This window comes from Paenibacillus sp. J22P90 (genome assembly GCF_059692195.1).
The window spans coordinates 1,275,721-1,298,209 of sequence record NZ_JCAUAY010000001.1 but is presented as its reverse complement, the minus strand read 5'-3'; the positions used below and the strand labels follow the sequence as shown (position 1 = coordinate 1,298,209).

Here is a 22,489-nt window from a genome sequence, read left to right as displayed (position 1 = left end):
CCAAATCGCGATTTTTGTCTTTATTGCATAGGGATCGACAACAGGAAGCAAATGAATCCTTCTTCCACTTTTACTTCAATTGTTCCACGATAGTACTCCACACGTTCTTTGACTACAGGTAGACCAAGCCCTTGATGCTCACCATCACCCTTGGTGCTATAACCTATGCTGAACAATGTCTTATCATCCACGAGTACAAACTCAGGAATGACCCGATTCTTCACAGAAATCTTGACATCGTTCCCATCCCGCCATCCCCTAACGGAAACATCACGTTCTTCAATCGGAAATTTATTCGCTTCATCAAAGGCATTATCAAGCAGATTCCCGATAATCTTCACCAGATCCACCGATTTAACCCCCATCGACAAACCATCTAGCCCCGAGAATTCATATGTAAAAGCAATTTTCGTTCGCATAGCAAGTGTGATTTTCGATTGAATCAAGGCGGCAATGGCAGGCTGTCCGATACGAATAATATCATTGAGTTCATTAATTTCCTCAATCAATTCCTCCATGTATCGCGTTTGCTCCTCTTTGTCACCTTTGGATAGAAGGGCATACATCGTTTGCACATGATTTAAGAAATCATGGCGCTGGCTTCGAATTGTGGCAAACATGAGATCCACATTTTGAATATACATCTCTTGCGTGCTCTGGACGGCCGTTTCCCTTGATTTCGTAATAAATCCGAATACCAAAAACACAAGAATGCAACTAAACACTGTAAAGAGAATGAGAATAATCAGGACACGAAGGAGTTGGCCATTTAATGTATTTTCAATAGCTTGATAGTCCGTAACAATTGAAATCACATAGGGAACTTCTCGTTGAACTTCGGTCAATTTTTCTTTAACAGGGACGGATACGAATGTCTTTAGAATCGGATGTCCAGTGTAGCTTTCAACCACACTTACAGGTGTATTCTCCTCAATAGCCTGTTTGTAATGACTCAAATCGTTCTCATTGATGATGGTATAGGTGCCAAATAGCAGCGGACGATCATAGATGGAGACGAAGGTTTCACCATTCGCTCCCTTAAATTCCTTGGGCTGTGTGCCAAAGGTATTCCCGTTAAGCCCTGAAATCTCCATAATATCAGGATTGGCCGCGACTATTTTTTTCACTATCGTATCCGCACCAACAATATCCTTAAATTTCTTGATCTTATCAGCATTGACAAACACACAGATCAAATAGTTCGTCGTTCCATCGTAGTAATAACCAAATTTACTAACATTACTGGAGCCATTTGCAGGTACTTCGTAAATTCCAGTCCAGAAATTGCGGAGCTTTTGCCCCTCAGGGATTGTGACTTTCTGATATTTGAGCAGTTGATCAAAGGCTGTAAACCAATACCCAAATGAAATGGTGCTTGTTATTAAAAGCTCATTCGGCTCCGACGACTTGCCAACCATGATATCCTCGCCGACGCCACTTCGTTTCATAAGCGATATCCCGTCAACTCCCGCTAATTCGGCAAGTGAAACGAGTTGTTCATTCGATACCTTGTCAATATCAGGATTCAAAGCACTCTTGGCAATGATCGCGGCGGAACGTAATTGTTCCCCAATCATATCCTCCACGAAGAATGCGCCTGTTTCCGACTGCTCGATGGACGTTCGAATTTGGTTCGCCGTCGAAGTCATGCGATCTGAGAGTGCTTGAGTTAATAGTGATTTCGTATACCAATAATACGACGTATTGTTTGTCACTAATAACAGAATAACAATAGTAAAAGTGATATAAATAACTCTAGAATTAATACGCATCGTGTTTTCACACTTTCCCTTTTGTTGTATGCTGAACATTACAATTGAACGTAAAATTTTTTCGATATATGTAAAATGTAACACAAATTAAATGCTCTCACGATATGTTAGTATAGTAGTTGAGTAAAGTGTTGTCTATCATTATTATTCAAATTCTCTTGGATTTGGTAAGATCAGGTAAAGATCGTGAAACGAAAGACTTTTATCGAATTTCAATCATTCCTTAGTCCGATTGCTTTACTTGTCTCACGGACTTTAGTAGTATAGCTAGTATCGAAATGAAACGAGGTGCTTTACTTTTGTCCAATGATGAGATTATTTTAACCCCTGAGGGTTTGCGCATTTTAGAGGAAGAGCTTGAAGATTTGAAAACAGTGAAACGTAAGGAATTAGCAGAACGTATCAAATTGGCGATCTCCTACGGCGATCTGAAAGAAAACAGCGAATACCATTCTGCAAAGAATGACCAATCTTTCATGGAAACGCGTATTCTCACGATTGAACGGATGCTTAAGAAGGCAAAGGTCGTAACGAATACCAGCACATCCAAAGTACAGGTTGGTTCTACGGTCGTGTTGAATGATATCGAATTTGCTGAGAAAATCGAATACAAAATTGTTGGTACGCAAGAAGCGAATGTCAACGAAAATAAAATTTCGTATGAAAGCCCGCTTGGGATTTCCCTTATGAATAAATCAGTTGGCGATGTGATCAGTGTAAACGCGCCAATGGGTGTAATTAGCTACGAATTGCTCGAAATTCGGTTATAATACAACATAAAAAGCAGTCAGTAACTAGTTCATCTAGTTATTGACTGCTTTTTTTATTGGCTAGCTTGGAGGAAGGCTAACGCCTTTTCCATTTTCGCTATGTAGGCAGAATCCGAGCTGGAGCACATCCATTTCACATGCGCATTCCCCTTCTCAAGCAGCTGGTCGCCGTCCTGCAGCACCTGCATTAAGCGATTCACGGTCCCTTTACTTCCATCCACAATTTGAATGTGGCTAGGCAGTATCTCGCTTAATATCCCTTGATAAAAAGGGTAATGCGTGCAGCCCAGCACGACGGTTCCGTAGGCGCTCAGATCAAAAGGAGCTAATTTCGCCTTAAAATAGTCGATCACAGTCGGCCCATCCAGAACGAGATTTTCGCAAAACTCTACTAGTTCTGGTAAGGGAACCGAATCTACCATGCCCATATCATCGATTCGGGATACTAGCTCCCGGTATTTGGACTGCTTCAACGTGAGCGGCGTTGCGAAGACAAGTACTCTTTTGCCTGATGACCGATTCATCTCCAAGGCTGGCTTCACTGCTGGCTCCATCCCAATGATGGGCAGCTTGTAGGTTTTGCGCAGCTCTGCAATCGCGATACTCGTTGCTGTATTACAGGCGATGACAAGCGCCTTAATTTCATCTTGAATAATGGTGTCAACCGATTGTTTGACGAAGGTGAGCACCTCATCTTTCGATTTAACACCATAGGGCACATGCGCTGTATCTGCAAAATAAATATAATCCTCATGAGGCATTCTCGTCATGGCTTCGTTCAGAACCGTGATTCCACCTAGACCTGAATCAAAAAATGCAATTTTCATCCTATTCACCCTGTTTAGTATCGTTCTGTATTATAGAAGACCTGCCGTGACCAGTCCGTTGCGTACGCCTTCTTCATCCACATGTGTTGTCACATGATCGGCATAAGGCAATAAATCTTTGTGAGAATTGCCCATCGCAATTCCGAAGCCGACATAGGAAAGCATCTCCATATCGTTCAAACCATCCCCGAAAGCAACCGCTACTTCCGGCTTCAAGCCTACCAATTCCAGCATCGCTGCGATGCCTTGAGCCTTGGACCCGCCAGCAGGCAGCACATCCATGGCATGTTCGTGCCAACGAATGAGTTTAAAGTCAGCGTGCAGCCCCTCATACAAATGCTCATCCTTCGCTTCACAGTGGAGGAAAATTTGATAAATATCGTTGGATTTCCAGAAATGCGGATCATAGCTAGGCAAATCAACCTTCAACGAGGATACGGAGCTGTTCACAAAAGGATGATCCTCAGCATCTGTCGCATACGCGTGCTCGCCTTCGAATACAAGCGAATGCTGATGTGTTGCAGCCAGCTCTACTAATGCTTCAATCGCACTCTTTGCGATTACGCGGTGGTATAGCGGCTCGCCTTTGTAGACGGCATATCCGCCATTTAAACAGACGTAAGAATCAATGCCTAGCAGCTCAGCTAGCGGCTTAATAAAATATGGAGCTCGTCCAGTTGCAATTACAGGCTCGATGCCACTCTTTTTCAATTGGTGAACGGCCTTAATCGTGCTTTCCGGCACCTGCTTGTCTTCATTAATTAATGTACCATCAATATCAAAAAACACAATTTTGTACACAGTAGGGTTCTCCTTTTCTTTCGGGGCAGCACCTGCCGCTCCTTCTCTCTTTCTCTCAATTAAACACCAAATGCTGAGAAAAAACAAAGAAAAAACAAAGAAAAAGAGAATCCCTATGGCTTCTCTCCCGCCTTGCCTATACGATGCTATCAATGATACCGTAGGTTAAAGCTTCTTCTGGGCTCATATACCAGTTCCGTTGATGCTCCTTCACATGATCCAGCTCAGCGGCTTGCAAACTCGTTTTGGACAAAATGCATTCATCATATATATTTTGCAATCGCTGCGTTTCATCCACACGATTCTTCAGATGCTCCAAATGTCCATCAATATGCGTAGACACAGAGTGATACATAAAGGTGCTCAATCGACCAGCGTACCGTTTATGACCGCTAACCGCAATCAATAAGCTCATACTTGCCGCAAGTCCGTACACATAGGTGTGAACGGGCGTTTTGCTGTTCTCGATCACATTGATAAGACCAAAGCCATCATACACGCTGCCGCCGTTACTATTAATGATCAGGTCGATGGGCACGCGTTTAAAGTCCTTTTCCTTCTTATCTTTGTCATCATCCCATTGATTAATTTTCATAATCTGCTCGACAATCATTTTCACTGACGTCTTATTGATGCCATCGAATAGATAAAGAGTTCTGTCACTCATAACATGCCTCCTGTCCGTATGGCCTTGTATTACACTAGTCTATTCTCAGCTTTTCGACTTTGTAACTCTTTGAGCGCTATTTTCAGATTTTTGGGCGAAAACGAGAAAAAGCCATTCACCCGCACCTTATCGGTGGTAGTGATGTGGCCTTCAAGTCAACTAAATACGATTTATTGACGCGGAAAGTCCGAGTTAGTCAAGTTCATCAATCGAAACACCAAACTCGTTCACTCGCAACAGAAGCTGACAATTTACAGATTTTGTTACTTGAACTTCCACACTTCTATCTTGCTCGCTAACGTTTATTAGATCCACCTGCCACACCTCACAATCTTTCTCATCTGAATAAGGTAAGCAAAGTGTTGCAATAGCTGCTCGTTTCGTAAAAGATTGACGATACGATAAAACAGGTATCTCTTCCTTCCTGCCGTAATCGTCCGATCTCCAGCCTTCTTTGAGCGAAAGCTGACTTGCTTCTTGCTCCATTCCGCCCCAGATCATTCGCATTCCCAGCGCCTTGCCAAGCTCATACTCGAAAGTACACGCCGCCTCTATGAGCCCTTCCGCCAACGCCCGGCCAGGCCGAATATCCACACTAGCTTCACTCGACAAATGAAACGTCTGCTCAATGTGATGCATCCCCACGCTATCTAGCCAATCAACGATGAGGAGGAAAGGGTGCTTTTTCCCCATCAGCAGCCATCTCCGATGCGTAACGGGGTTCGCTAAGCGCGTATATCCGTTATGCGAAGCATCGATGAAATCATACGCCTCGCCGCTCTCCCAACGATGCAGATTAACTGCCGCTTCAGGCTCTCCCCAATGCTGGGTTGACACGTACGGTGTCTGATCAAAACCATCAATTGTGATCGTGTTGTGCGCCGACGTTCCCTTGAAATAGCGCCGCCAGTCACCCTCTTGGTATGTGTATCGGCCCACATCTCCAAACATCAATCGCTTCCCAAACATCCACTCAAAATGAAGCGCATCCGCATGACCATGCGCCCCGCCCATGGTCGCCGCATCGAAAAACACGTACTGCTTCGCATCCCGCATCACATAGTAGCCTGAATCTGGGAAGGTTACGGTCGACGGAGTTTCTATCTCCGCCGCCACCATCCGCTCCAACCAATACTCGAACTTCTCTCCGCCAAGCATCCAGAGAAGCTCCTCGCTAACTACACCCTGCCTGCTAATCGCCTCATCTTCGCAGATTGCGCCAATGAAGCCGACTTTTGCTCGCACATGACTGGAGCTATCTGAATCGGAAAGCGCAATCGACTTGCCATCTGGCCGAATCGTTGCCAAGCTAAAAGCAACCATCGATGTCAGCTTAGCCCGATAGCTGTCAGGAAAAGGACGGCCAGTCTGCATCGCCAGTAAATACGGTGTTCCAAACATATCTAAGCTGCCCGTATGATAATGCGGTGTCAGCTCATTCTGGATCCCATCGGCACGAATTTGATCGTGCATGCACAGGGTTAGTCTCTCTTGCGCAAGCTGGCGCCAATAAGGCGCATCAGCATGCTCCGCAAGAAAGGTCCCCACCATAAACAGCCCCTGCATGTGCATGGTGGCATGATTGATCGAGGTTTCACCGAGAAACCTCGACAAGAACGTGGCCTGCTCAGCCAAGCAGTCCCGCCACTTTTTATCAAAAGCAGCATCGATTGACGCACTATGGCTCATTAGCATATAGCCCCAAATCCACGATTGCACACGCAGCCCCACTTCGAGCAAACGCCATGGACCCGGACGTTGAAAATATACCATTTGCTCATAACTGAGCGATGTTGGCGCTGGATTTTGCTCAATCCAACTCTCGATATGTCTCTGATACGCAGCAACAAACCGTTCCTCTCCTGTCAGGAGGTAAGCAATCCCCAAATCACGCAGATGCCAATGCCGGTTCAATATCCACGTGTATTCCAAGTCATCCGTTGGATTGAACAACCAATCTGGCCTGCTGCCATGATCGATCCACTCGTCTACTGCCATCGTATAGGGAAGCTTAAATCTCCCCTCACTGCAGTGATTCGCAATCTCCAAGACCTGATTTACCCGATCTGGAAAATGAGTTTTAAACACCTTAACTGCCTCAAGCAGCTCCGTGTTGGTTAAATAAAATCGCATCCTGTTCTCCTTTTCTCAGGAACTATCCTTTAACAGAGCCTGCTGTGACGCTGATAAATGATTTATTCGCCAGCATGTAGACGACGAGTATCGGCATAATGGACATACATGCGCCTGCCAACATGATGTGGGTTTCCGCTGCAGCCGAGGTGCCATAGCGCAAGCTGGCAAGACCAACGGTCAACGTTTGAAGCGCTGGCTTCGTCATCGTGAACACCAACGGCAAAATGTATTCGTTCCATGCATTGCGGAATACAAAGAGTCCCGCCACGCCAAGCCCTGGCGCCAGTAACGGCAAAATAATTCGCCAGTAAATGCTGTACACATTACAACCGTCAATCATGGCGGCTTCATCTAGATCGCGTGGAATCCCTTTGAAAAAGCCAATCAACGTAAAGAACGTTGCCGCATGACCGCTGATGAGGATGATCACGACGCCCCATAGGGATTTGTGCAGGTTCAAATGCACCATCAATTCGAATTGCGGGCGCAGCACGACGGCGCCGATGGAGATGAACATCGTGGAGGCGAGCAGCCCTACGTAGACTTTTTTACCTGCAAACTCTCGCCGATCTACCGCATAAGCAGCAAGGGAAGCTACGAGAAGGCTGCCGATGGTCGTTGCCATACTAACAAACAAGCTATTCATCGTAAAATGCGCGAAATTCGCACCCTTCCATGCCTTTACATAATTGGAAAACTGCCAAACCGATGGCCAGAACGTGGCCCCTGTCGTGACTTCGGCATTCGTTTTGAAGGAGCCCAGAACGGCCATGATGACGGGAAACAACGTGAATACTATGATCAAAAGCAGAAACACCCATAGGACAAGCCTTCCTACCAACTTCGCAATAAACAGTGAGACGTAGGATGGTGTGGATGATGTTTTATTCGTGGTTAATTGCGATGGAGCTGTCTGCATATAAGCCCCTCCTACTCATGAATCTGATTCAAGCGTTTGGATAAGTAGAAATAACCCAGCGTCACGACCCCAACAATGAGCGCTGATACGAAACCAACCGCACTACCGTATCCAATTTGCTGTGTGACTGCGCCACCTGCTGAAGATATTGGAAAGAAAAGCTTATACACATACAGATACATAACCTCTGTTTTACCGATTGGACCGCCTTCCGTTAACACCATAATGCTTTCATAGCCTTTTAAGGCAGCCGTAATGGCGAGCAGCACAATCATTTGCAAGACGGGCCCAAGCATGGGAACCGTTACGTAAATAAATTTTTTCCATCCATTAGCCCCATCAATGGCGGCGCTTTCGTAGACATCCTGCGGTATATTTTGCAATCCGGCGAGGAATAGCAGCATGTAATTCCCGATGGCACCCCAAACGGCGATGATGATCATCGTGAGCATGGCAAACTTCGTTCCCAGCCAATCAATATTCGAATGGATAATGCCGTATTTCACTAGAAATTGATTGAGAATGCCATTGTACGAATTGAAAATGACGTAGAAAACGACGGACATAACAGCCGTACTGATGACCGTTGGCAGAAAGTAGACGGCACGCAAAAGATGGCGTCCGCGTATAGCCTGGTTTAAGATGACGGCAAGCGCCAAGGCGATTGGCAGTGTCAGAACGATTTTGCCTCCAGCATACACCAAGGTGTTGAGCACCGATTGCCAATAGACGTCGTCATGGAATAATCGTTTGAAATTATCAAAGCCGATGAATTTTTTGGCACCGTAACCTGGGTAGCTGTAGAACATATAGCGCATGGCCCACCCTAACGGGTAAATACTGAGCGCCAAGGTCAGAAATAAGCTTGGAAACGTGAGAATATAAGGGGCAAGCGCATGCTTTCGTTTGTTCATTGCAAGGCTCCTTTCTGCATTAGAAACAAAGGCTACCCACCATCAACATTCCGTCTTCGGCGGATAGCCTCTTCTCTAGCGTGATCTTATTTAACTAAGCTGCCTTGCAAGTTTTTCGCATCAAAGTCTGGCATCGGTTGATTCTTCGTCGTTCCTTCTTTTCTAGCTTTATCCAACGCAGCATTATAGCGTGTCGACAGATCTGTCGTGATTTTATTCACATCGCCGCCCTCAAGAATATATCTCAGGGCTTCATCGCCTAGGTTTTTACCTTCTGGGGTTACGGCTGGCACAATTGGGAACATCGCATCATTTCTATTAGGCAAAAATAAGTCCATATTCGCGAAGCCTGGTTTTTTAGCTACAGCAAGAACATCCGGAACAGCGGAGATCCCTACACTATCTTCTTGATACGTTTTCAACACTTCAGGACCGTACATGTTCTCAAGGAATTTCCATGCTTTCGCTTTGTTCGCCGATTTTGCGCTCATTGCCAGCCAAACCGTCGCATTGGAGAACGGTGATGCGCCATTGACCGTGCCATCGACCGTTGGGATCGGTGCAGCGCTCCACTTAATTTTCGCAGGGAATTGGTTCTTGAATACGCCTGGCTCACTCGCATGGTTGATGTACATGCCGATTTTACCTTCTGCGAATTGGGCACGGAGCGGATCAATATCGAGCAATTCAAAACCTGGAATTAAACTGCCGTCTTGCTTCATTTTGCGCAGTGCTTCAAGCATCGGGATCTGGCTGGAGAAGTCGAACTTGCCTGTCTTGAAGTTAAAACCGTCTAGCATCCCGGTACTCAAGGCTACTGTAGGATTGGCCGTCCGGCTAAATCCTCCATTGTTTTTGAAGTTCCCGGCGAAGCCATAGGCGCCAATGTCCTTGCCTGCTGTGGTTAGCTTTTTCGCCGTTTCAACCATTTCATTCAGCGTCTTCGGCGGTGCCGCTATGCCTGCCTTCTGGAAGAGATCAACGTTATAAATGAGGCGCCATGTGATCCCGTAATTCGGCAACGAATAGATTTTATTATCCACACGATTCCCGTCGTCGATGATGAGATTTTTGAAACGGTTTTTAAAATCAGGTGACATATAAGTATCTAATGGTTCCAAGTAGCCTTTTTTGATGAACGGAGCGAAGTTGCTTCCTGATGTTTTAATAATATCTGGCGCTTGGTTGCTCGCGAAGGCAACATCCAAGGATTGCTCATAGTTGTCAGCCATAATCGTAACTTCCACTTCGATATTATCCTTGTTCTCTGCGTTATACTTCGCGATTTCCGCTTTAATATGATCCGAAGCGCCACGGTCGTTCGTCCAGTAGGTAAGCTTTGTTTTGGGACCGGCGTTGGCTGCTGGCGCTGTCGTACTTGCCGCTGCGGCTGTTGCTGCGGCTGAAGCTGCAGGGCTAGCTGTGGTATTCGTTGTGCTGCTTCCGCAAGCGGACAAGGTCACTAACAGAGCTGCAGATACTGCGAGGTGAAACGGTTTCTTACGCATAAATGGTTGGCCTCCCTTTTCTTTTCCCATGTGTTTACTTCTAAAGTGTAAGCGAATTCACGCTAGCTGTGAGGAGGGTAAAACCACTTTCAACTAGGAAAATATTATGGTTTATAGCCTTGCTTAAACTCCGTCGGTGTCATTCCGGTATGCTTTTTAAACACGTCCGTAAAATAGGAACGATCCTCATAACCGAGTAGAATCGCCACTTCCTGTACCTGCTTTTCATCCAGCAGCATCTCTTTCGCCCGCTCCATACGCAATCCCGTCATATAGTGGATGAGGGTTGTGCCCGTCACTTTTTTAAATAAATTCGCAAAATAACTGCCGCTTAAATACACATGCTTGGCCAAATCATTGACCGTTACGTTCTGGTCCAAATGGTCCTTCATATATTGAATCGCTTGGGCAATCACCGAATCCGCTTCCGCCTCGCGTTGCTTTTGGATCAAATCGCACCCTGCCGAGACCAAGTCATAGAGAAGCTCATTGAGCTCACGCAGTGTCAAGCGTTCCCCTTTTTTCAACCCATCCAACTTGACGGTAAGCTCGCCCATCGCAGTAGGCTCCGTAATTTTCTCAGCAAAAACACGAAACATTAACAGGCCCAGTTCATAGCACACATGCATGACATCGCTCGGCTGAACTCCTGAATATCCCTGCACAATGCTTTGCAGATGAGGAAGTGCCTTCTCCTTATTGCCCATCCGCAGACAGTTGAAAAGCTCCTTTTCTTGTTCAGCGCCATGCCTTGGACGTGTTGCCGCATGATGTCCGATATCCTCAAAATAGAAAACACTATTCCCGCCCGTATAAAAGTTGTAGGACAAGGCCTCAGTTGCCTGCTGATACGAAAGCGGCAGCTCATGAATCGTTTTAGCCTCCAGACCTATGCCGATGGAAATCGTATACCGAGAATAATTCTGCATGTGCTCCCGACAACGCTCGGCAAGCGCAACGATATCGAGCTGCTGGGGGATATTCAGCAAACAAATATAACCACTCAATTGCTCCCGGAAAACGATCGATTTCGTTACGGAAGCGAGTGTTTCTTCGAGAATGTTTTTGACGGCAAAACGAGCAAGCTCCACATCGTGAATCCCATGGGTATCGATTTGCTTCGCAAAGCCATCAATCTCGATACACATAATGATGAGACGCTCGCGATCCAGATCGAGCTTCAAATAGTCCCAACGCTCTTTAAGCCTGGCTTCATTGGCGTTGTACCGCAGCAATAGATGCAAATATTCTTGACGCAGCAGCGGCATGCTTTCTTTGATTTGGCGCTCCATTTCGCTTTGTTTGGCAAATAGAATTCGATCCTGCTCAATTTGCTCTCTCGCTTTCTCAACTACGGCCTCAATCGCCGTTTTTAGGAACGGCTTGGCAATAAAATCGAACGCGCCTAATCGCAGCGCCTGCTGGGCATATTCAAAATCCGTATATCCGCTCAGCATAATCACCTTGCAGTTGGGCAGAACGGGCATGATGGCTTTGGTCATCTCGAGTCCGTCCATGCGAGGCATCCGAATATCTGTCAATACGATATCCGGTCGCAGCTCCAGCACCATTTGCAAGCCCTCCTCTCCATTGCTCGCCGTCCCCACCACTTTCACCCCGTGTGTGTCGATTTGGATCAAATCGGCAATACCTCGGACGACACTTTTAATATCATCAATCACAACAAGCGTAATATCAGCTTCCTTCATGTTGATTTCCCCCTATATTGGAATCGTTATGATCACCTGTGTGGACTCAAAAGGCTTACTATATAAAGCCATTTTCGCTTCGCCGCTATAATACAGCTGCAGCCTGTTATAGACGTTTCGTAAGGCATAGCCTTTTTTCCCAGCGCTTGTATTGTGAAGACTAGCTTGCAGCTGATCGGCATCCATACCCGCTCCGTTATCTTCAACGAGAATGGTGAGTATTCGATCGGCCAGTATCAGACTGATTCGAATCTTGCCGCCAGATTCCATGTCTTTAAACCCGTGAAGCAAACTATTTTCGACGAGCGGCTGCAGCATGATTTTCATAATTGGCAGCGTTCGTATCACGTCATCGGTCAACTCAATCTCAAAATCGAAAAGCTCCTCATAACACAGCTGCTGAATCGTCAAATACTGTCTCACATGCAGGATTTCTTTCTCCACTGTCGTCAGTTCTTCCCCGTGATTGAGGCCTAATTGAAAGAGCTGGGAGAGGGCGATGACCATCGATTTGGAGTTATCCAGCTCGCCGGTTTCCATTTTCCAAATAATCGTGTTTAACGTGTTATATAAAAAATGAGGGGAAATCTGCGCCTGCAGCGCCTTGGCTTCAGATTTTCGTTTCTCCTGTTCGGCGTCCTTCACTTCGTCAATGAGCTCCGTAATTTCAATCAGCATACTGTTGAATTTGTGCCCAACCATGCTGACCTCATCTTGATAAGGGCTTTTGAAACGGACAGAAAGATCATTGCGCCCAACTTTGCTCATCAGCATCTGCAGATGATTGAGCGGTTTCAGCAATATGGCTGAAAGTAGATTCGACACCAGCACCGCCATGATGATACACACCAGCATAATGAGTACAGTGGCCCACTGAATCCAGCCTAAATCCTTGAGCAGGTCAGCCCGAGATTGCACGCTGAGCAACAACCAATCTGGATTGAATTGCAGCGTTGCGTAATTGATCAAATCATGATGTGCCGTAATGCCCACCTCAAAATGGCCCCTTAAACTCGATCCAATGTGCTCCTCCAGGAAAGCTTTGTTGTAGCTCTTTGGCAGCGCAGGCTGGTTCATTAAAACGCTTTCAGCATTCCGGTTAACAAGGAATAAATTCTGTTCTTCTTGCTCGGCGAGTCTGTCAGATAGGATCCCTCGGATCGCTTTCTCGTTCAAATTTACAACGAAATACATGTTCGGAATATCACTGATCGATTTCATGACTAATGAAATGACTCGGTCTTTGCCTTGGAAAAGAAGATCCTCATGCCCTTCGACCCAGAAGGGATCTTTGCTTGTTGAAGCCTTCTCGTACATCGGTGAATCATAGAAGGAGTAACCTTGGTTTCTATAGTAGCTGGCTGAATAAAATTCACCGATCGGCGTCGCAATAAAAATAGACTCGATAGACGGCTCCGCCAGCTTCGCTTGCGTGAACGCCGAGTTCATCGCCGTCATGTGGCCATAGTAGCCATCCTTCTTGCCTGCGGCCGAATCCTTCGACATTTGAACAAAAGGTTGTGAGATCATGATGTTTAGCACTGTAACGAGAATTTGCTTCGCTTTCTCATCCAGCACGCGTGCTGATGTATTCAGGTTATCTTGGCTCAGCTGAAACGTATTCCGCTCGATAACACGCGCTGAAATATTGTAAGAAAGCCCACCCGTTGCCGCGATCGAGAAAGCGATCAATAGTACGAACGACACCCACATTCGCTTCTTCAACGTGAGCTTGTACAGCATTGTTTTCATGAACAAGCACCTCCAACACATATTGTATCGCAAACGATTATGGGTGGCATCCAGAAATTTCCTCGTTAAATCATTTCCCCCTCCCATTTACCCAACAGTTGCCCCTTCGAGGTGGATTTGAGATAATGCTCATAGTGAAATTAGATGAATAGGAGTGACATCCGTGGACAAGCAGCAACAAACGAAAACTTTAGCTTTTATTGGATCTTACGCTGATGCAAAAAATCCTGGGGTGTATACCGCTCAATATGATGCACAAACGGGAAGCCTAGCGCTTACTCATCATGTATCTGGACTACCAAATCCAACCTTCCTTGCTGTTGATGCAGGAAATTCCAGACTGTACGCTTTAGGAGAAGGTGTCGGTTCCGAGGGACAGAAATGTGGAGCAGCATTTGCTTACACAATCCAACCTGAAACAGGTGAATTGACGTTGCTGAATCAAGAGAACACACTACCTGCGACGACATGCCATATCCAGCTAGACAACACGAACCAAGTTGTTATGGTTACGAGCTATCATGGTGGTATGGTTGGGTTATCCCCAATTCTCGATAATGGTCATGTGGGGACATCTGCGGATTTGCAACAACATCACGGTTCGAGTCTACTTCCGGTTCAGGATCGTCCGCGTGCGCATTCTGTTTTCGTCGATCGTAACAATCGCTATATTGGTGCCTGTGATTTAGGCCTTGATAAGATTATTTTATACAAACTTGATCTTGCTACTAATCGCCTGGTTCCCCATGGGGAAGTAGCTATTGCACCAGGTTCGGGACCGCGCCATTTTACCTTCCACCCATCTTACAAATACGGTTATGTAATTAATGAGCTTGGATCCACAGTAACTGCTTTCAGCTATGATGAAGAAAAAGGTCAACTGACAGAAATCCAATCCATTCCAACTCTACCTTCCTCCTACGAAGGCGAAAATGCTTGCGCTGACATCCATGTCTCACCTGACGGACGCTACCTTTATGGTTCCAATCGTGGTCATGATAGCATTGTGGTTTATGCCATTGATGAGCAAACAGGCAAACTCTCCGTGGTGGAACATGCGCCAACACTTGGGAAGCACCCACGTAATTTCGGCATGTCGCCGGATGGGCGTTTTGTGCTTGTTGCCAACAAAGACTCCGACAACATCGTTAGCTTTGCTCGTGACGAAGCAACTGGGAAGCTTGTCCCAACAGGCAGCGTGCTAGAGATTTCGCAACCCGTGTGCATCAAGTTCCTACAGGTACAATGACACCTTTTACGGAGAGGGTTCTCCATGTCATCAAGTCCATTCCCGAAGGAAAAGTGATGACGTATGGACAGGTTGCGAAGCAGGCTGGAAGTCCACGAGCGGCGCGGCAAGTCGTTCGCGTCTTGCACGCAATGAGCAAAAAACACCGCCTCCCCTGGCACAGAGTGCTCAACATCCGTGGAGAAATCGCGATCCAAGATGATGAGGGTGCGCAGCTGCAGCGGTTTTTGCTGGAGTCTGAGGGTGTTCACGTTTCGGATAATCAAACGGTTTCTCTTGCCAAGTTTCAGATGCAGACGGATGACGAACATTTTTGATTGTGGCACGATCTGCTGCATTCAAATATACTAATGTAAATAAAACAGGTCGTGAAGCACACGCCGCTATCATCGTGATTTCTAAGGAGTTCTTCCTTATCGAAATCGTGGTGAGAGCGGCGTTTGGTTTTTGAACATGAATAAGGAGGTTTCGTAAGATGAAATTTGAGCAAGCATTCGATGCGTTTTTGGCACAACAAATTGAGGGGGAAACCAACAAACGAAGACGAGAACGATTAGAACGAAGATTGGGACATGCAGAGACGGAATTGCTTCGATCCATCTGGTATCCAGCCATCGGAAACTTCAATGATAAGAATTAGCACCAAGCACACACGAACACTCCTGCACCAATTGACGGATCAACAACTTTTAAAAGTAGCTAGCGGTAATGTGAGATTGCGCAGCTATCAACTCAATTTATAATGATACGGAACGTGGTTCCCTTATTCGGCTTCAAAACCGCAAAAGTAGAAAGTTGCGGAACGTAGTTCCTCTATTTCCGCAATAACAGGCCAAAACACCGCATTTCCCGCTAATTAGCGTCCTCTCGTTCCGCAACTTCTCTAGAATAGGACAATATGAACCAATAGCGGAACCACGTTCCGTATCTCAGCGAGCGCGGCGGAATGTTGGCAAAGCGCTAGCGAAGCGGTGACGTAGCAGTGACGGAAACCAACTAATTAGCTTATTCAAGTGACTTGTAGTTAGCTCAGAATGGTGGTCGAGCGGAGATCGTCGGGGTTAGCAGACATGGTGGATACACGAACCACACCAAAAACCCCACCTCTACCGAGGTGGGGCCTTCATTCAAAATCTTTACACCTTACGCGAAGTCAACTTCGCTTGTGTCAACAGCATCAAGTAGTCGTAGCCACCTGCTTTGGAGTCGGTACCCGACATGTTGAAGCCGCCGAACGGGTGCACGCCAACTAGTGCTCCTGTACATTTGCGGTTGATGTACAAGTTGCCGCAATGCACGGTTTCCAACGCTTCTGCGATACGATCTTCGTCGGTGGAGAAATAAGAACCTGTCAAACCGAACTCCGTATCGTTGTACATTGCAATTGCCTCTTGCCAATCCTTCGCTTTCGCAATCGCAAGTACAGGTCCAAAGATCTCCTCCTGCATCAAGCGCGCTTTGCCGCTTACATCACCAAACACTGTTGGCTGAATGTAGTAGCCATTACCGTCTGCTTTCCCGCCCCCAGCAAGCAGCGTACCTTCGCCTTTACCAACTTCGATATAGTCCAAAATCCGCTCATACGATGCTTTATCAATCACCGGACCTGCCGCGAAGTTCAATTCCGGCAAACCGCTTTGCAATTTGTTCGTGTAAGCAACGACCTTCTCCACCACTTCGTCGTAGACGGATTCTACGATAATCGCGCGGGAGCCAGCGGAGCACTTCTGACCTTGGAAGCCAAAAGCAGAAGCCACGATCGCTGCAGCTGCTGCGTCCAGATCTGCCGTCTCATCGACGACGATTCCGTCTTTTCCACCCATTTCAGCAATAACACGCTTGATCCAAATTTGTCCTGGGGCCACATCAGCAGCAAGTCTGTTGATGCGCAAGCCGATCTCTTTCGAACCTGTGAAGGAGATAAAACGCGTTTTCGGATGCGTCGTCAAGTAGTCGCCAACTTCAGCGCCGCTGCCTGGAATGAAGTTGATCACACCAGCTGGCAAGCCAACTTCCTCCATTAATGCCACGAATTTATGAGCAATCACAGGTGTTGTCGATGCTGGCTTCAGTAATACAGTATTCCCCGAAACAACAGCGGAAACCGTCATTCCCACACAAATTGCAAGAGGGAAGTTCCACGGTGGAATCACTACACCAACACCTAGCGGAATGTATGAAATCTGATTGTTCTCACCAGGAATTCTCACCAATGGCTGTGTTTCATTAATTTCACTCAAACGGATCATCTCACGCGCATAAAACTCGATGAAATCAATCGCTTCCGCCGTATCGACATCGGCTTCAACGTAGTTTTTGCCGGATTCAAGAATCATCAGCGCTGAGAACTCATGCTTTCTCTCACGCATAAGCTTAGCCGCCTTGAACAAATATTCCGCGCGCTCTCTAGCGGGAACCCTTTTCCAGGACTCGAAAGTTTCGAGGGCAACGTTCATTGCTTTTTCAGCCAAAGCCTGATCCGCTTTACTCACGTACCCGATCACTTCATCCACATTCCCTGGATTGATAGAAGTAATTTTCGCATCTGTTACTACTTTTTCGGAACCGATGTAAAGCGGGTACTCACGACCAAGCTCACTCTTCACCTTCGCAATCGCCTCTTGCATCGCCTTCACATTGTCTTCTAGTGCAAAATTCGTAAACGGTTCATTCGCGTATGGTGTTACCTTCGTTGTTAATGTAGTCATGTATAATGGCTCCTCTCCGAATAAAAAGCTTATTTATTTGAACATATTCTTAAGCACAAACCAGACATTTGCAGGACGCTCAGCTAACCTTCTCATGAAATAACCGAACCAATCCACGCCATAAGGCACATAAATACGGACCCGGTATCCTTCTTTCACCAGCTGCTTTTGCAAGTCTTCACAGATGCCGTACAGCATTTGAAACTCGAACTGATCTTTCCCGATGTTATTGTCATTCACAAATTGCTTCGTAAAATTGATAATCGCCTCATCATGGCTCGCAACCGCGGTATAATGTCCGTTCATTAAATGTTTTTGAATGATCACTTTGTAATTCTCATCGACTGCACTTTTCTCAGGGAAAGCAACCTCTGGAGACTCCTTATAAGCGCCCTTCACCAATCGCAAATTCGCGCCTAGCTCATGCAAATCATCCATATCCTTCAACGTACGGAACAGATACGCCTGAATCACGATGCCTACATTGTCGTATTCTTGTCGAAGCTCACGATAAATATCAAGTGAAACCTGACAGTGGGCATAATCCTCCATATCGATGCGGACAAAATTTCCATGCTGACGAGCTCGATCCAGAATCCTTTTCATGCTGCTCACGCAAAGCTCTCTGCTGATATCAAGCCCCAGTGAAGTCATCTTCAGGGAAAGATTGGACTTTACACCTGATTCCGCGATGGCATCTAGCGTTTGGATACACATCGCGGCCGATTCCATCGCTTCTTCCACGCTAAAAACAAACTCGCCAAGATGATCCAACGTCGCTACGCGGCCATCCTGATTCAAACCACGAACCGCTGCAATTGATTGCGCGATCGTCTCTCCTGCAACAAAACGAGCAGCACCAAAACGTAAACCATATTTTTTAGCTAGGCGATTAGCAGCGCGACTTTTACCTAGGGATTGAAACATATTTCGCATCATGAGTTCCATCTGTGGTTGCCTCCAAGAAGAAATTGTACACTTGTGTTTAATTTATAAATTAATTGTACACTATAATTTTAATTTTGAACACTATTTGTTCATAATAAATTTTGGATTTGTACAAAACCTCTATAACTCCTCCATATCTGTACGATATTCAGCTGAGAGACAACATGTGTTGAATCGTCTTCCCTTTTCATGGTAAATTAAAACCAAATAAGACCGATAAAAGAGGGTTAACATGTTCATTCCTGAACACTTTCCATTGAACACAAGCCTGCTATCACTTCCGATAGAGACGACAATAACGGAGCTCATGTCAATTATTCAAAAAGGAACAGCCGTTTTCGTACGTCATGAACATGCGGCAGCTTTATTTACACCTGAGGAAGCAGCATTGTTGCAGGCTTTTGACGCATCGACGACATCGCTTGTACACCTTGTGAACAGTGACTATTTTAACGTCCCCATTTGTACAATGAGGGAACTTCAAGACAAAGAGCACATGCAAGCACTTATGAAAGTAAATAGCCGCTCCTTTCTATGTACCAATAAACAAGACAACATTCTAGGCTATGTCACGCTTGGTGCGTATGCCGCCTACATGATGAATGAGGGACAGAAGTGGTACGCCTACTTTACCTCCCTCGCGGACACCGTGACTGATGCCGTAACTGTCGTCGATCGGGAAGGTGCGGTAATCTGCTGGAACCCCGTCGCGGAAGAGCTCTACGGACTGCCGCGTGCAGATATTGTAGGCAAGCGTATTGGTGAACATTTTGACGTGGAAACCTTGATGGTTTTGAAAATGTTAGATGAAGGCCGGCTCATTCGCAATACGTATCATCGCCCAAGACCCGACACGCATGTTCTCATCAATGCATCACCGATCAAAGATGCTGCAGGCACGATCATCGGCGGTATCGCGACCGAACAAGATATTACCCATCTGGTGCGATTGAACGAACAATTAACGACTGTCGAGTCCGTGGGGCTTCCTAACGAAGCGACCCAAGAGGACCCTTTTGCACTCATAAAAGGAAAAGGACCCGCTATCGGCAAGGTCATCCAATGGGCCAAAAAAGTCGCAGCTACCGACACCCCCGTCTTACTCATCGGAGAATCGGGCGTCGGGAAGGAGCAGCTCGCGCAAATTATCCATCAATCCAGCTCGCGAAGGGTGCAGCCTTTTTATACGGTGCATTGCGGCATTGTGCCTGCAGGCATTTTGGAGAGCGAATTATTCGGGTATCAAGGCGGGGCATTTAGCGGAAGTGAAAGTGGTCAACCTGGTAAATTAGAATTAGCCAAAGAGGGTACACTATTTATTAACGAAATTGAGAAAATGTCTCTGGAGCTGCAAGCCAAGCTCTATCGATACATCACGCAGCAAACGCTTGTCCGCTCAGGCGGCAATCAAGCTATCAATGTGCGCACGCGGATTATCATTGCGACTACGCAGGATTTGGCTAGCAAGGTTGCTTCTCACGAATTCCGAACTGACCTTTACTATGCGCTGAACGTTGTTTCAATTCGAATTCCGCCTTTGCGCGAACGGAACGAAGATATTCCAGCGATGGTTCATATGTACCTGAAGCAATTTTCAATGCACTTCCAGAAACCAGCACCTAGCCTGTCGCCTGAGGTTATCTTGGCGCTGACCCACTATCCTTGGCCTGGCAACATACAGGAATTGAAAAATGTCATCGAGCGATGCGTTATTTTAAATGAAGATGAAACGATTACGTTAGAGCATTTGCCGCCAGCACTACAGGTGCAACAGCCAAGTCTGATTCAGGATGCCGAGTCAACTAGTTTTCAACTGAAGGAAAAAGCGACAGAAGCGGATGAAATCAGGTTAATCGAAGAAGCTTTAGCTAAAACAGCAGGCAACAAAAGTGCAGCGGCGAAGCTGCTTGGGATCTCCCGCGGAACGCTTTACAATAAGATAAAAGAGCTCGAGTTGGAGTAAAATCACATATCGCCAAAGAAAAGGCTACCTGTTAAGGTAGCCTTTTTGCATTCCTTACTCCAACCCATCCTCACTCTCTTCCAACAACTCGATCACCATCATCTGTTTCAGTTCTTCCCGATTCAGTAATGGCGACATATCCTCAATCGGACGGTTAACGACTAGTTTGGGGTTCACCACCGTACCTTGATGCAGCTTCACCTCAATAAGCACTGGACCTTCCTGTGCCAAAATAGGTGCCATGACCTCGTCCGCGCCAGCAGCTTGATCAATTACGTAAGCAGGAATACCGTATGCCTCGGCTATACGAACAAAGTTCGGACAGCTATACCCCGTTACCGTAGATTGTCTACGCCCATTGAAATATACGTCTTGAAACTGTCGGACCATGCCAAGGGCGTTGTTGTTCATTACAATGATTTTGATCGGCAGCTTCAAATGAGCTACGGTTTCCAGTTCTTGAATATTCACTTGAAACCCGCCGTCCCCCGCAATGACGACCACCCTTTTGTCCGGTTCAGCCATCGCTGCGCCGATCGCAACAGGAAGGCCAAAGCCCATTGCGCCCATCCCGCCTGCGTTCAGCAACCTTTGCCCCTTTTTCAAACGGAACGATTGGCTCGCCCACATTTGGTGCTGTCCAACATCGAGACAAATAATATCTCCTTCACTGCTTAAAGCAGACACGCTCTCCATGAACAAATTAGGATCAATGCCTCCTTCTTCAATAGGAGGACTTAGTGTAGGGTACTTTTCCTGATACGACTCCAACATGTGTACCCAATCTGAGATATCTTGCTTAACCCAGCCTTCCAAACGTTTGTTCATGTCTATTAAAAATGGCTTCACTCCGCACGATAACGCGATATCTGCATGGACCTTATGATTCAACTCCACTTCCTCGATGTCCACATGCACCTTGCGTGCGCCACGTGCGAATGTATCCGGGCGAGTTCCTGTTTGCCGGGTATCGAGTCGGGAGCCAAGAATCAACACGAAATCGCAATTGGCCAAAGCCAGGTTGCTGTAACGATTGCCATAGGAGCCAATCAGGCCAAAACTAGCTGGATGTACAGCAGGAAGCGCATCGAGTCCCATTAAAGAGTGGACGACGGGGATGCCCGTTTTCTCAACAAAGGTGAGCAATTCCTCAGCAGCACCACCCGCGCGTACGCCGCCGCCTGCAAGAATAAGCGGACGTGTGGACTGCGCCATCAGCTCCATCACCTCGTCCAACTTCGTTAGCTCGCTAGTTGTTCCTACCTTCGCCTGCAAGTTGCGAAATTCCTCGCTGTCCCAAAAACTCGCCAGCTGTTCAGGATCAATATCCGCTCTTTGAATATTCATCGGAATGTCTAGCAAGACAGGTCCTGGTCTGCCTGATTGCGCCATATACACGGCTTTCTCAAGGCAATACCGCATCTTGTCTGCCGAAGTCACCAATTCCGCATATTTAACAAGCGGCTTGACGACACTGACGATGTCCGTTTCCTGAAATCCGATCTGCCTGACCGGTTTATCAAATTTATATTCATACGTGTTGACTTGACCTGTGATGAACAAGCAAGGGACCGAATCGAAGTAGCAGCTGCCGATGCCTGTCAGCATGTTCAAAGCGCCAGGGCCGCTCGTCGCCATAGATACGCCAATCTTGCCATTGATCCGCGCATAGCCTTCAGCGGCAAAAGCCGCCGCCTGCTCATGATGCATGGAGACGCAGTGCACATCATCGCGCATATGAATCGAATCGAGCAAATGCGCAATCGCGCCACCGATCATTTCAAAGACATGCGAAGCTCCTTGCTTTTGGATAAAATCAATCACATAATCCGAACATTTCATCGTT

18 protein-coding genes are annotated in these 22,489 nt (G+C 46.6%); 5 read left to right on the top strand and 13 right to left on the bottom strand.

Annotated features, from left to right (window positions below; genetic code table 11):
- Window positions 1-20: 20 nt before the first annotated feature.
- The gene (locus AC58UX_RS04570) at window positions 21-1,772 is read right to left on the bottom strand and encodes a sensor histidine kinase (protein WP_497249903.1); all 1,752 of its coding nucleotides are present in this window, start codon (window positions 1,770-1,772) and stop codon (window positions 21-23) included.
- A gap of 299 nt (window positions 1,773-2,071) precedes the next feature.
- On the opposite strand from AC58UX_RS04570, the gene greA reads away from it, so the two are divergent.
- The gene (gene greA / locus AC58UX_RS04565) at window positions 2,072-2,542 is read left to right on the top strand and encodes a transcription elongation factor GreA (protein ID WP_497249902.1); all 471 of its coding nucleotides are present in this window, start codon (window positions 2,072-2,074) and stop codon (window positions 2,540-2,542) included.
- A 53-nt stretch (window positions 2,543-2,595) separates the two neighbouring features.
- On the opposite strand, the gene murI is transcribed toward greA, so the two are convergent.
- From murI to AC58UX_RS04520, 9 genes are all read right to left on the bottom strand, one after another.
- Window positions 2,596-3,369 carry a glutamate racemase gene (murI, locus tag AC58UX_RS04560; protein ID WP_497249901.1) on the bottom strand — a complete coding sequence of 258 codons (774 nt, stop codon included), beginning with the start codon at window positions 3,367-3,369 and terminating at the stop codon, window positions 2,596-2,598.
- A 30-nt stretch (window positions 3,370-3,399) separates the two neighbouring features.
- Window positions 3,400-4,170: a Cof-type HAD-IIB family hydrolase gene (locus AC58UX_RS04555; protein WP_497249900.1), complete on the bottom strand. Its 771-nt coding sequence runs from the start codon at window positions 4,168-4,170 to the stop codon at window positions 3,400-3,402.
- Window positions 4,171-4,306: 136 nt separating this feature from the next.
- Window positions 4,307-4,837, bottom strand: a complete 531-nt coding sequence (locus tag AC58UX_RS04550) for an ATP-dependent Clp protease proteolytic subunit (protein ID WP_497249899.1) — start codon at window positions 4,835-4,837, stop codon at window positions 4,307-4,309.
- A gap of 192 nt (window positions 4,838-5,029) precedes the next feature.
- A complete protein-coding gene (locus tag AC58UX_RS04545; RefSeq protein WP_497249898.1) occupies window positions 5,030-6,970 on the bottom strand; it encodes an alginate lyase family protein in 1,941 nt (646 codons plus the stop codon).
- Window positions 6,971-6,992: 22 nt separating this feature from the next.
- Window positions 6,993-7,892 carry a carbohydrate ABC transporter permease gene (locus AC58UX_RS04540; RefSeq protein ID WP_497249897.1) on the bottom strand — a complete coding sequence of 300 codons (900 nt, stop codon included), beginning with the start codon at window positions 7,890-7,892 and terminating at the stop codon, window positions 6,993-6,995.
- A gap of 11 nt (window positions 7,893-7,903) precedes the next feature.
- Complete coding sequence (locus AC58UX_RS04535; RefSeq protein ID WP_497249896.1) at window positions 7,904-8,806, bottom strand: carbohydrate ABC transporter permease; 903 nt, start codon at window positions 8,804-8,806, stop codon at window positions 7,904-7,906.
- An 86-nt stretch (window positions 8,807-8,892) separates the two neighbouring features.
- A complete protein-coding gene (locus tag AC58UX_RS04530; RefSeq protein ID WP_497249895.1) occupies window positions 8,893-10,314 on the bottom strand; it encodes an ABC transporter substrate-binding protein in 1,422 nt (473 codons plus the stop codon).
- Window positions 10,315-10,418: 104 nt separating this feature from the next.
- Window positions 10,419-12,023: a response regulator gene (locus tag AC58UX_RS04525; RefSeq protein WP_497249894.1), complete on the bottom strand. Its 1,605-nt coding sequence runs from the start codon at window positions 12,021-12,023 to the stop codon at window positions 10,419-10,421.
- A 12-nt stretch (window positions 12,024-12,035) separates the two neighbouring features.
- The gene (locus tag AC58UX_RS04520; RefSeq protein WP_497249893.1) at window positions 12,036-13,775 is read right to left on the bottom strand and encodes a sensor histidine kinase; all 1,740 of its coding nucleotides are present in this window, start codon (window positions 13,773-13,775) and stop codon (window positions 12,036-12,038) included.
- 163 nt (window positions 13,776-13,938) lie between these two features.
- Between AC58UX_RS04520 and AC58UX_RS04515 the strand changes: the two genes are divergently transcribed.
- From AC58UX_RS04515 to AC58UX_RS04505, 3 genes are all read left to right on the top strand, one after another.
- Entirely contained in the window at window positions 13,939-15,024 is a 1,086-nt protein-coding gene (locus AC58UX_RS04515; protein ID WP_497249892.1) for a lactonase family protein, read from the top strand.
- Window positions 15,021-15,341, top strand: a complete 321-nt coding sequence (locus AC58UX_RS04510) for an MGMT family protein (RefSeq protein ID WP_497249891.1) — start codon at window positions 15,021-15,023, stop codon at window positions 15,339-15,341. Before AC58UX_RS04515 ends, AC58UX_RS04510 begins: the two co-directional genes overlap by 4 nt.
- A gap of 158 nt (window positions 15,342-15,499) precedes the next feature.
- Window positions 15,500-15,664: a hypothetical protein gene (locus AC58UX_RS04505; RefSeq protein ID WP_497249890.1), complete on the top strand. Its 165-nt coding sequence runs from the start codon at window positions 15,500-15,502 to the stop codon at window positions 15,662-15,664.
- A gap of 496 nt (window positions 15,665-16,160) precedes the next feature.
- Here AC58UX_RS04505 and pruA read toward each other — a convergent pair whose 3' ends face one another.
- Window positions 16,161-17,732, bottom strand: coding sequence for an L-glutamate gamma-semialdehyde dehydrogenase (gene pruA / locus AC58UX_RS04500; RefSeq protein WP_497249889.1), 1,572 nt, complete (start codon window positions 17,730-17,732; stop codon window positions 16,161-16,163).
- A 33-nt stretch (window positions 17,733-17,765) separates the two neighbouring features.
- A complete protein-coding gene (locus AC58UX_RS04495) occupies window positions 17,766-18,680 on the bottom strand; it encodes a proline dehydrogenase family protein (protein ID WP_497249888.1) in 915 nt (304 codons plus the stop codon).
- 232 nt (window positions 18,681-18,912) lie between these two features.
- On the opposite strand from AC58UX_RS04495, the gene AC58UX_RS04490 reads away from it, so the two are divergent.
- Window positions 18,913-20,643: a sigma-54 interaction domain-containing protein gene (locus tag AC58UX_RS04490; protein WP_497249887.1), complete on the top strand. Its 1,731-nt coding sequence runs from the start codon at window positions 18,913-18,915 to the stop codon at window positions 20,641-20,643.
- A 54-nt stretch (window positions 20,644-20,697) separates the two neighbouring features.
- Here AC58UX_RS04490 and AC58UX_RS04485 read toward each other — a convergent pair whose 3' ends face one another.
- Window positions 20,698-22,485, bottom strand: coding sequence for a thiamine pyrophosphate-binding protein (locus AC58UX_RS04485; protein ID WP_497249886.1), 1,788 nt, complete (start codon window positions 22,483-22,485; stop codon window positions 20,698-20,700).
- Between the last annotated feature and the right edge of the window lie 4 nt (window positions 22,486-22,489).

Coding starts and splice junctions, on each gene's coding strand:
- AC58UX_RS04570 (WP_497249903.1), bottom strand. CDS start 1,772: ATGCGTATTAATTCTAGAGTTATTTATATCACTTTTACTATTGTTATT.
- murI (WP_497249901.1), bottom strand. CDS start 3,369: ATGAAAATTGCATTTTTTGATTCAGGTCTAGGTGGAATCACGGTTCTG.
- AC58UX_RS04550 (WP_497249899.1), bottom strand. CDS start 4,837: ATGAGTGACAGAACTCTTTATCTATTCGATGGCATCAATAAGACGTCA.
- AC58UX_RS04545 (WP_497249898.1), bottom strand. CDS start 6,970: ATGCGATTTTATTTAACCAACACGGAGCTGCTTGAGGCAGTTAAGGTG.
- AC58UX_RS04540 (WP_497249897.1), bottom strand. CDS start 7,892: ATGCAGACAGCTCCATCGCAATTAACCACGAATAAAACATCATCCACA.
- AC58UX_RS04535 (WP_497249896.1), bottom strand. CDS start 8,806: ATGAACAAACGAAAGCATGCGCTTGCCCCTTATATTCTCACGTTTCCA.
- AC58UX_RS04530 (WP_497249895.1), bottom strand. CDS start 10,314: ATGCGTAAGAAACCGTTTCACCTCGCAGTATCTGCAGCTCTGTTAGTG.
- AC58UX_RS04525 (WP_497249894.1), bottom strand. CDS start 12,023: ATGAAGGAAGCTGATATTACGCTTGTTGTGATTGATGATATTAAAAGT.
- AC58UX_RS04520 (WP_497249893.1), bottom strand. CDS start 13,775: ATGAAAACAATGCTGTACAAGCTCACGTTGAAGAAGCGAATGTGGGTG.
- AC58UX_RS04510 (WP_497249891.1), top strand. CDS start 15,021: ATGACACCTTTTACGGAGAGGGTTCTCCATGTCATCAAGTCCATTCCC.
- AC58UX_RS04505 (WP_497249890.1), top strand. CDS start 15,500: ATGAAATTTGAGCAAGCATTCGATGCGTTTTTGGCACAACAAATTGAG.
- pruA (WP_497249889.1), bottom strand. CDS start 17,732: ATGACTACATTAACAACGAAGGTAACACCATACGCGAATGAACCGTTT.
- AC58UX_RS04495 (WP_497249888.1), bottom strand. CDS start 18,680: ATGGAACTCATGATGCGAAATATGTTTCAATCCCTAGGTAAAAGTCGC.
- AC58UX_RS04490 (WP_497249887.1), top strand. CDS start 18,913: ATGTTCATTCCTGAACACTTTCCATTGAACACAAGCCTGCTATCACTT.
- AC58UX_RS04485 (WP_497249886.1), bottom strand. CDS start 22,485: ATGAAATGTTCGGATTATGTGATTGATTTTATCCAAAAGCAAGGAGCT.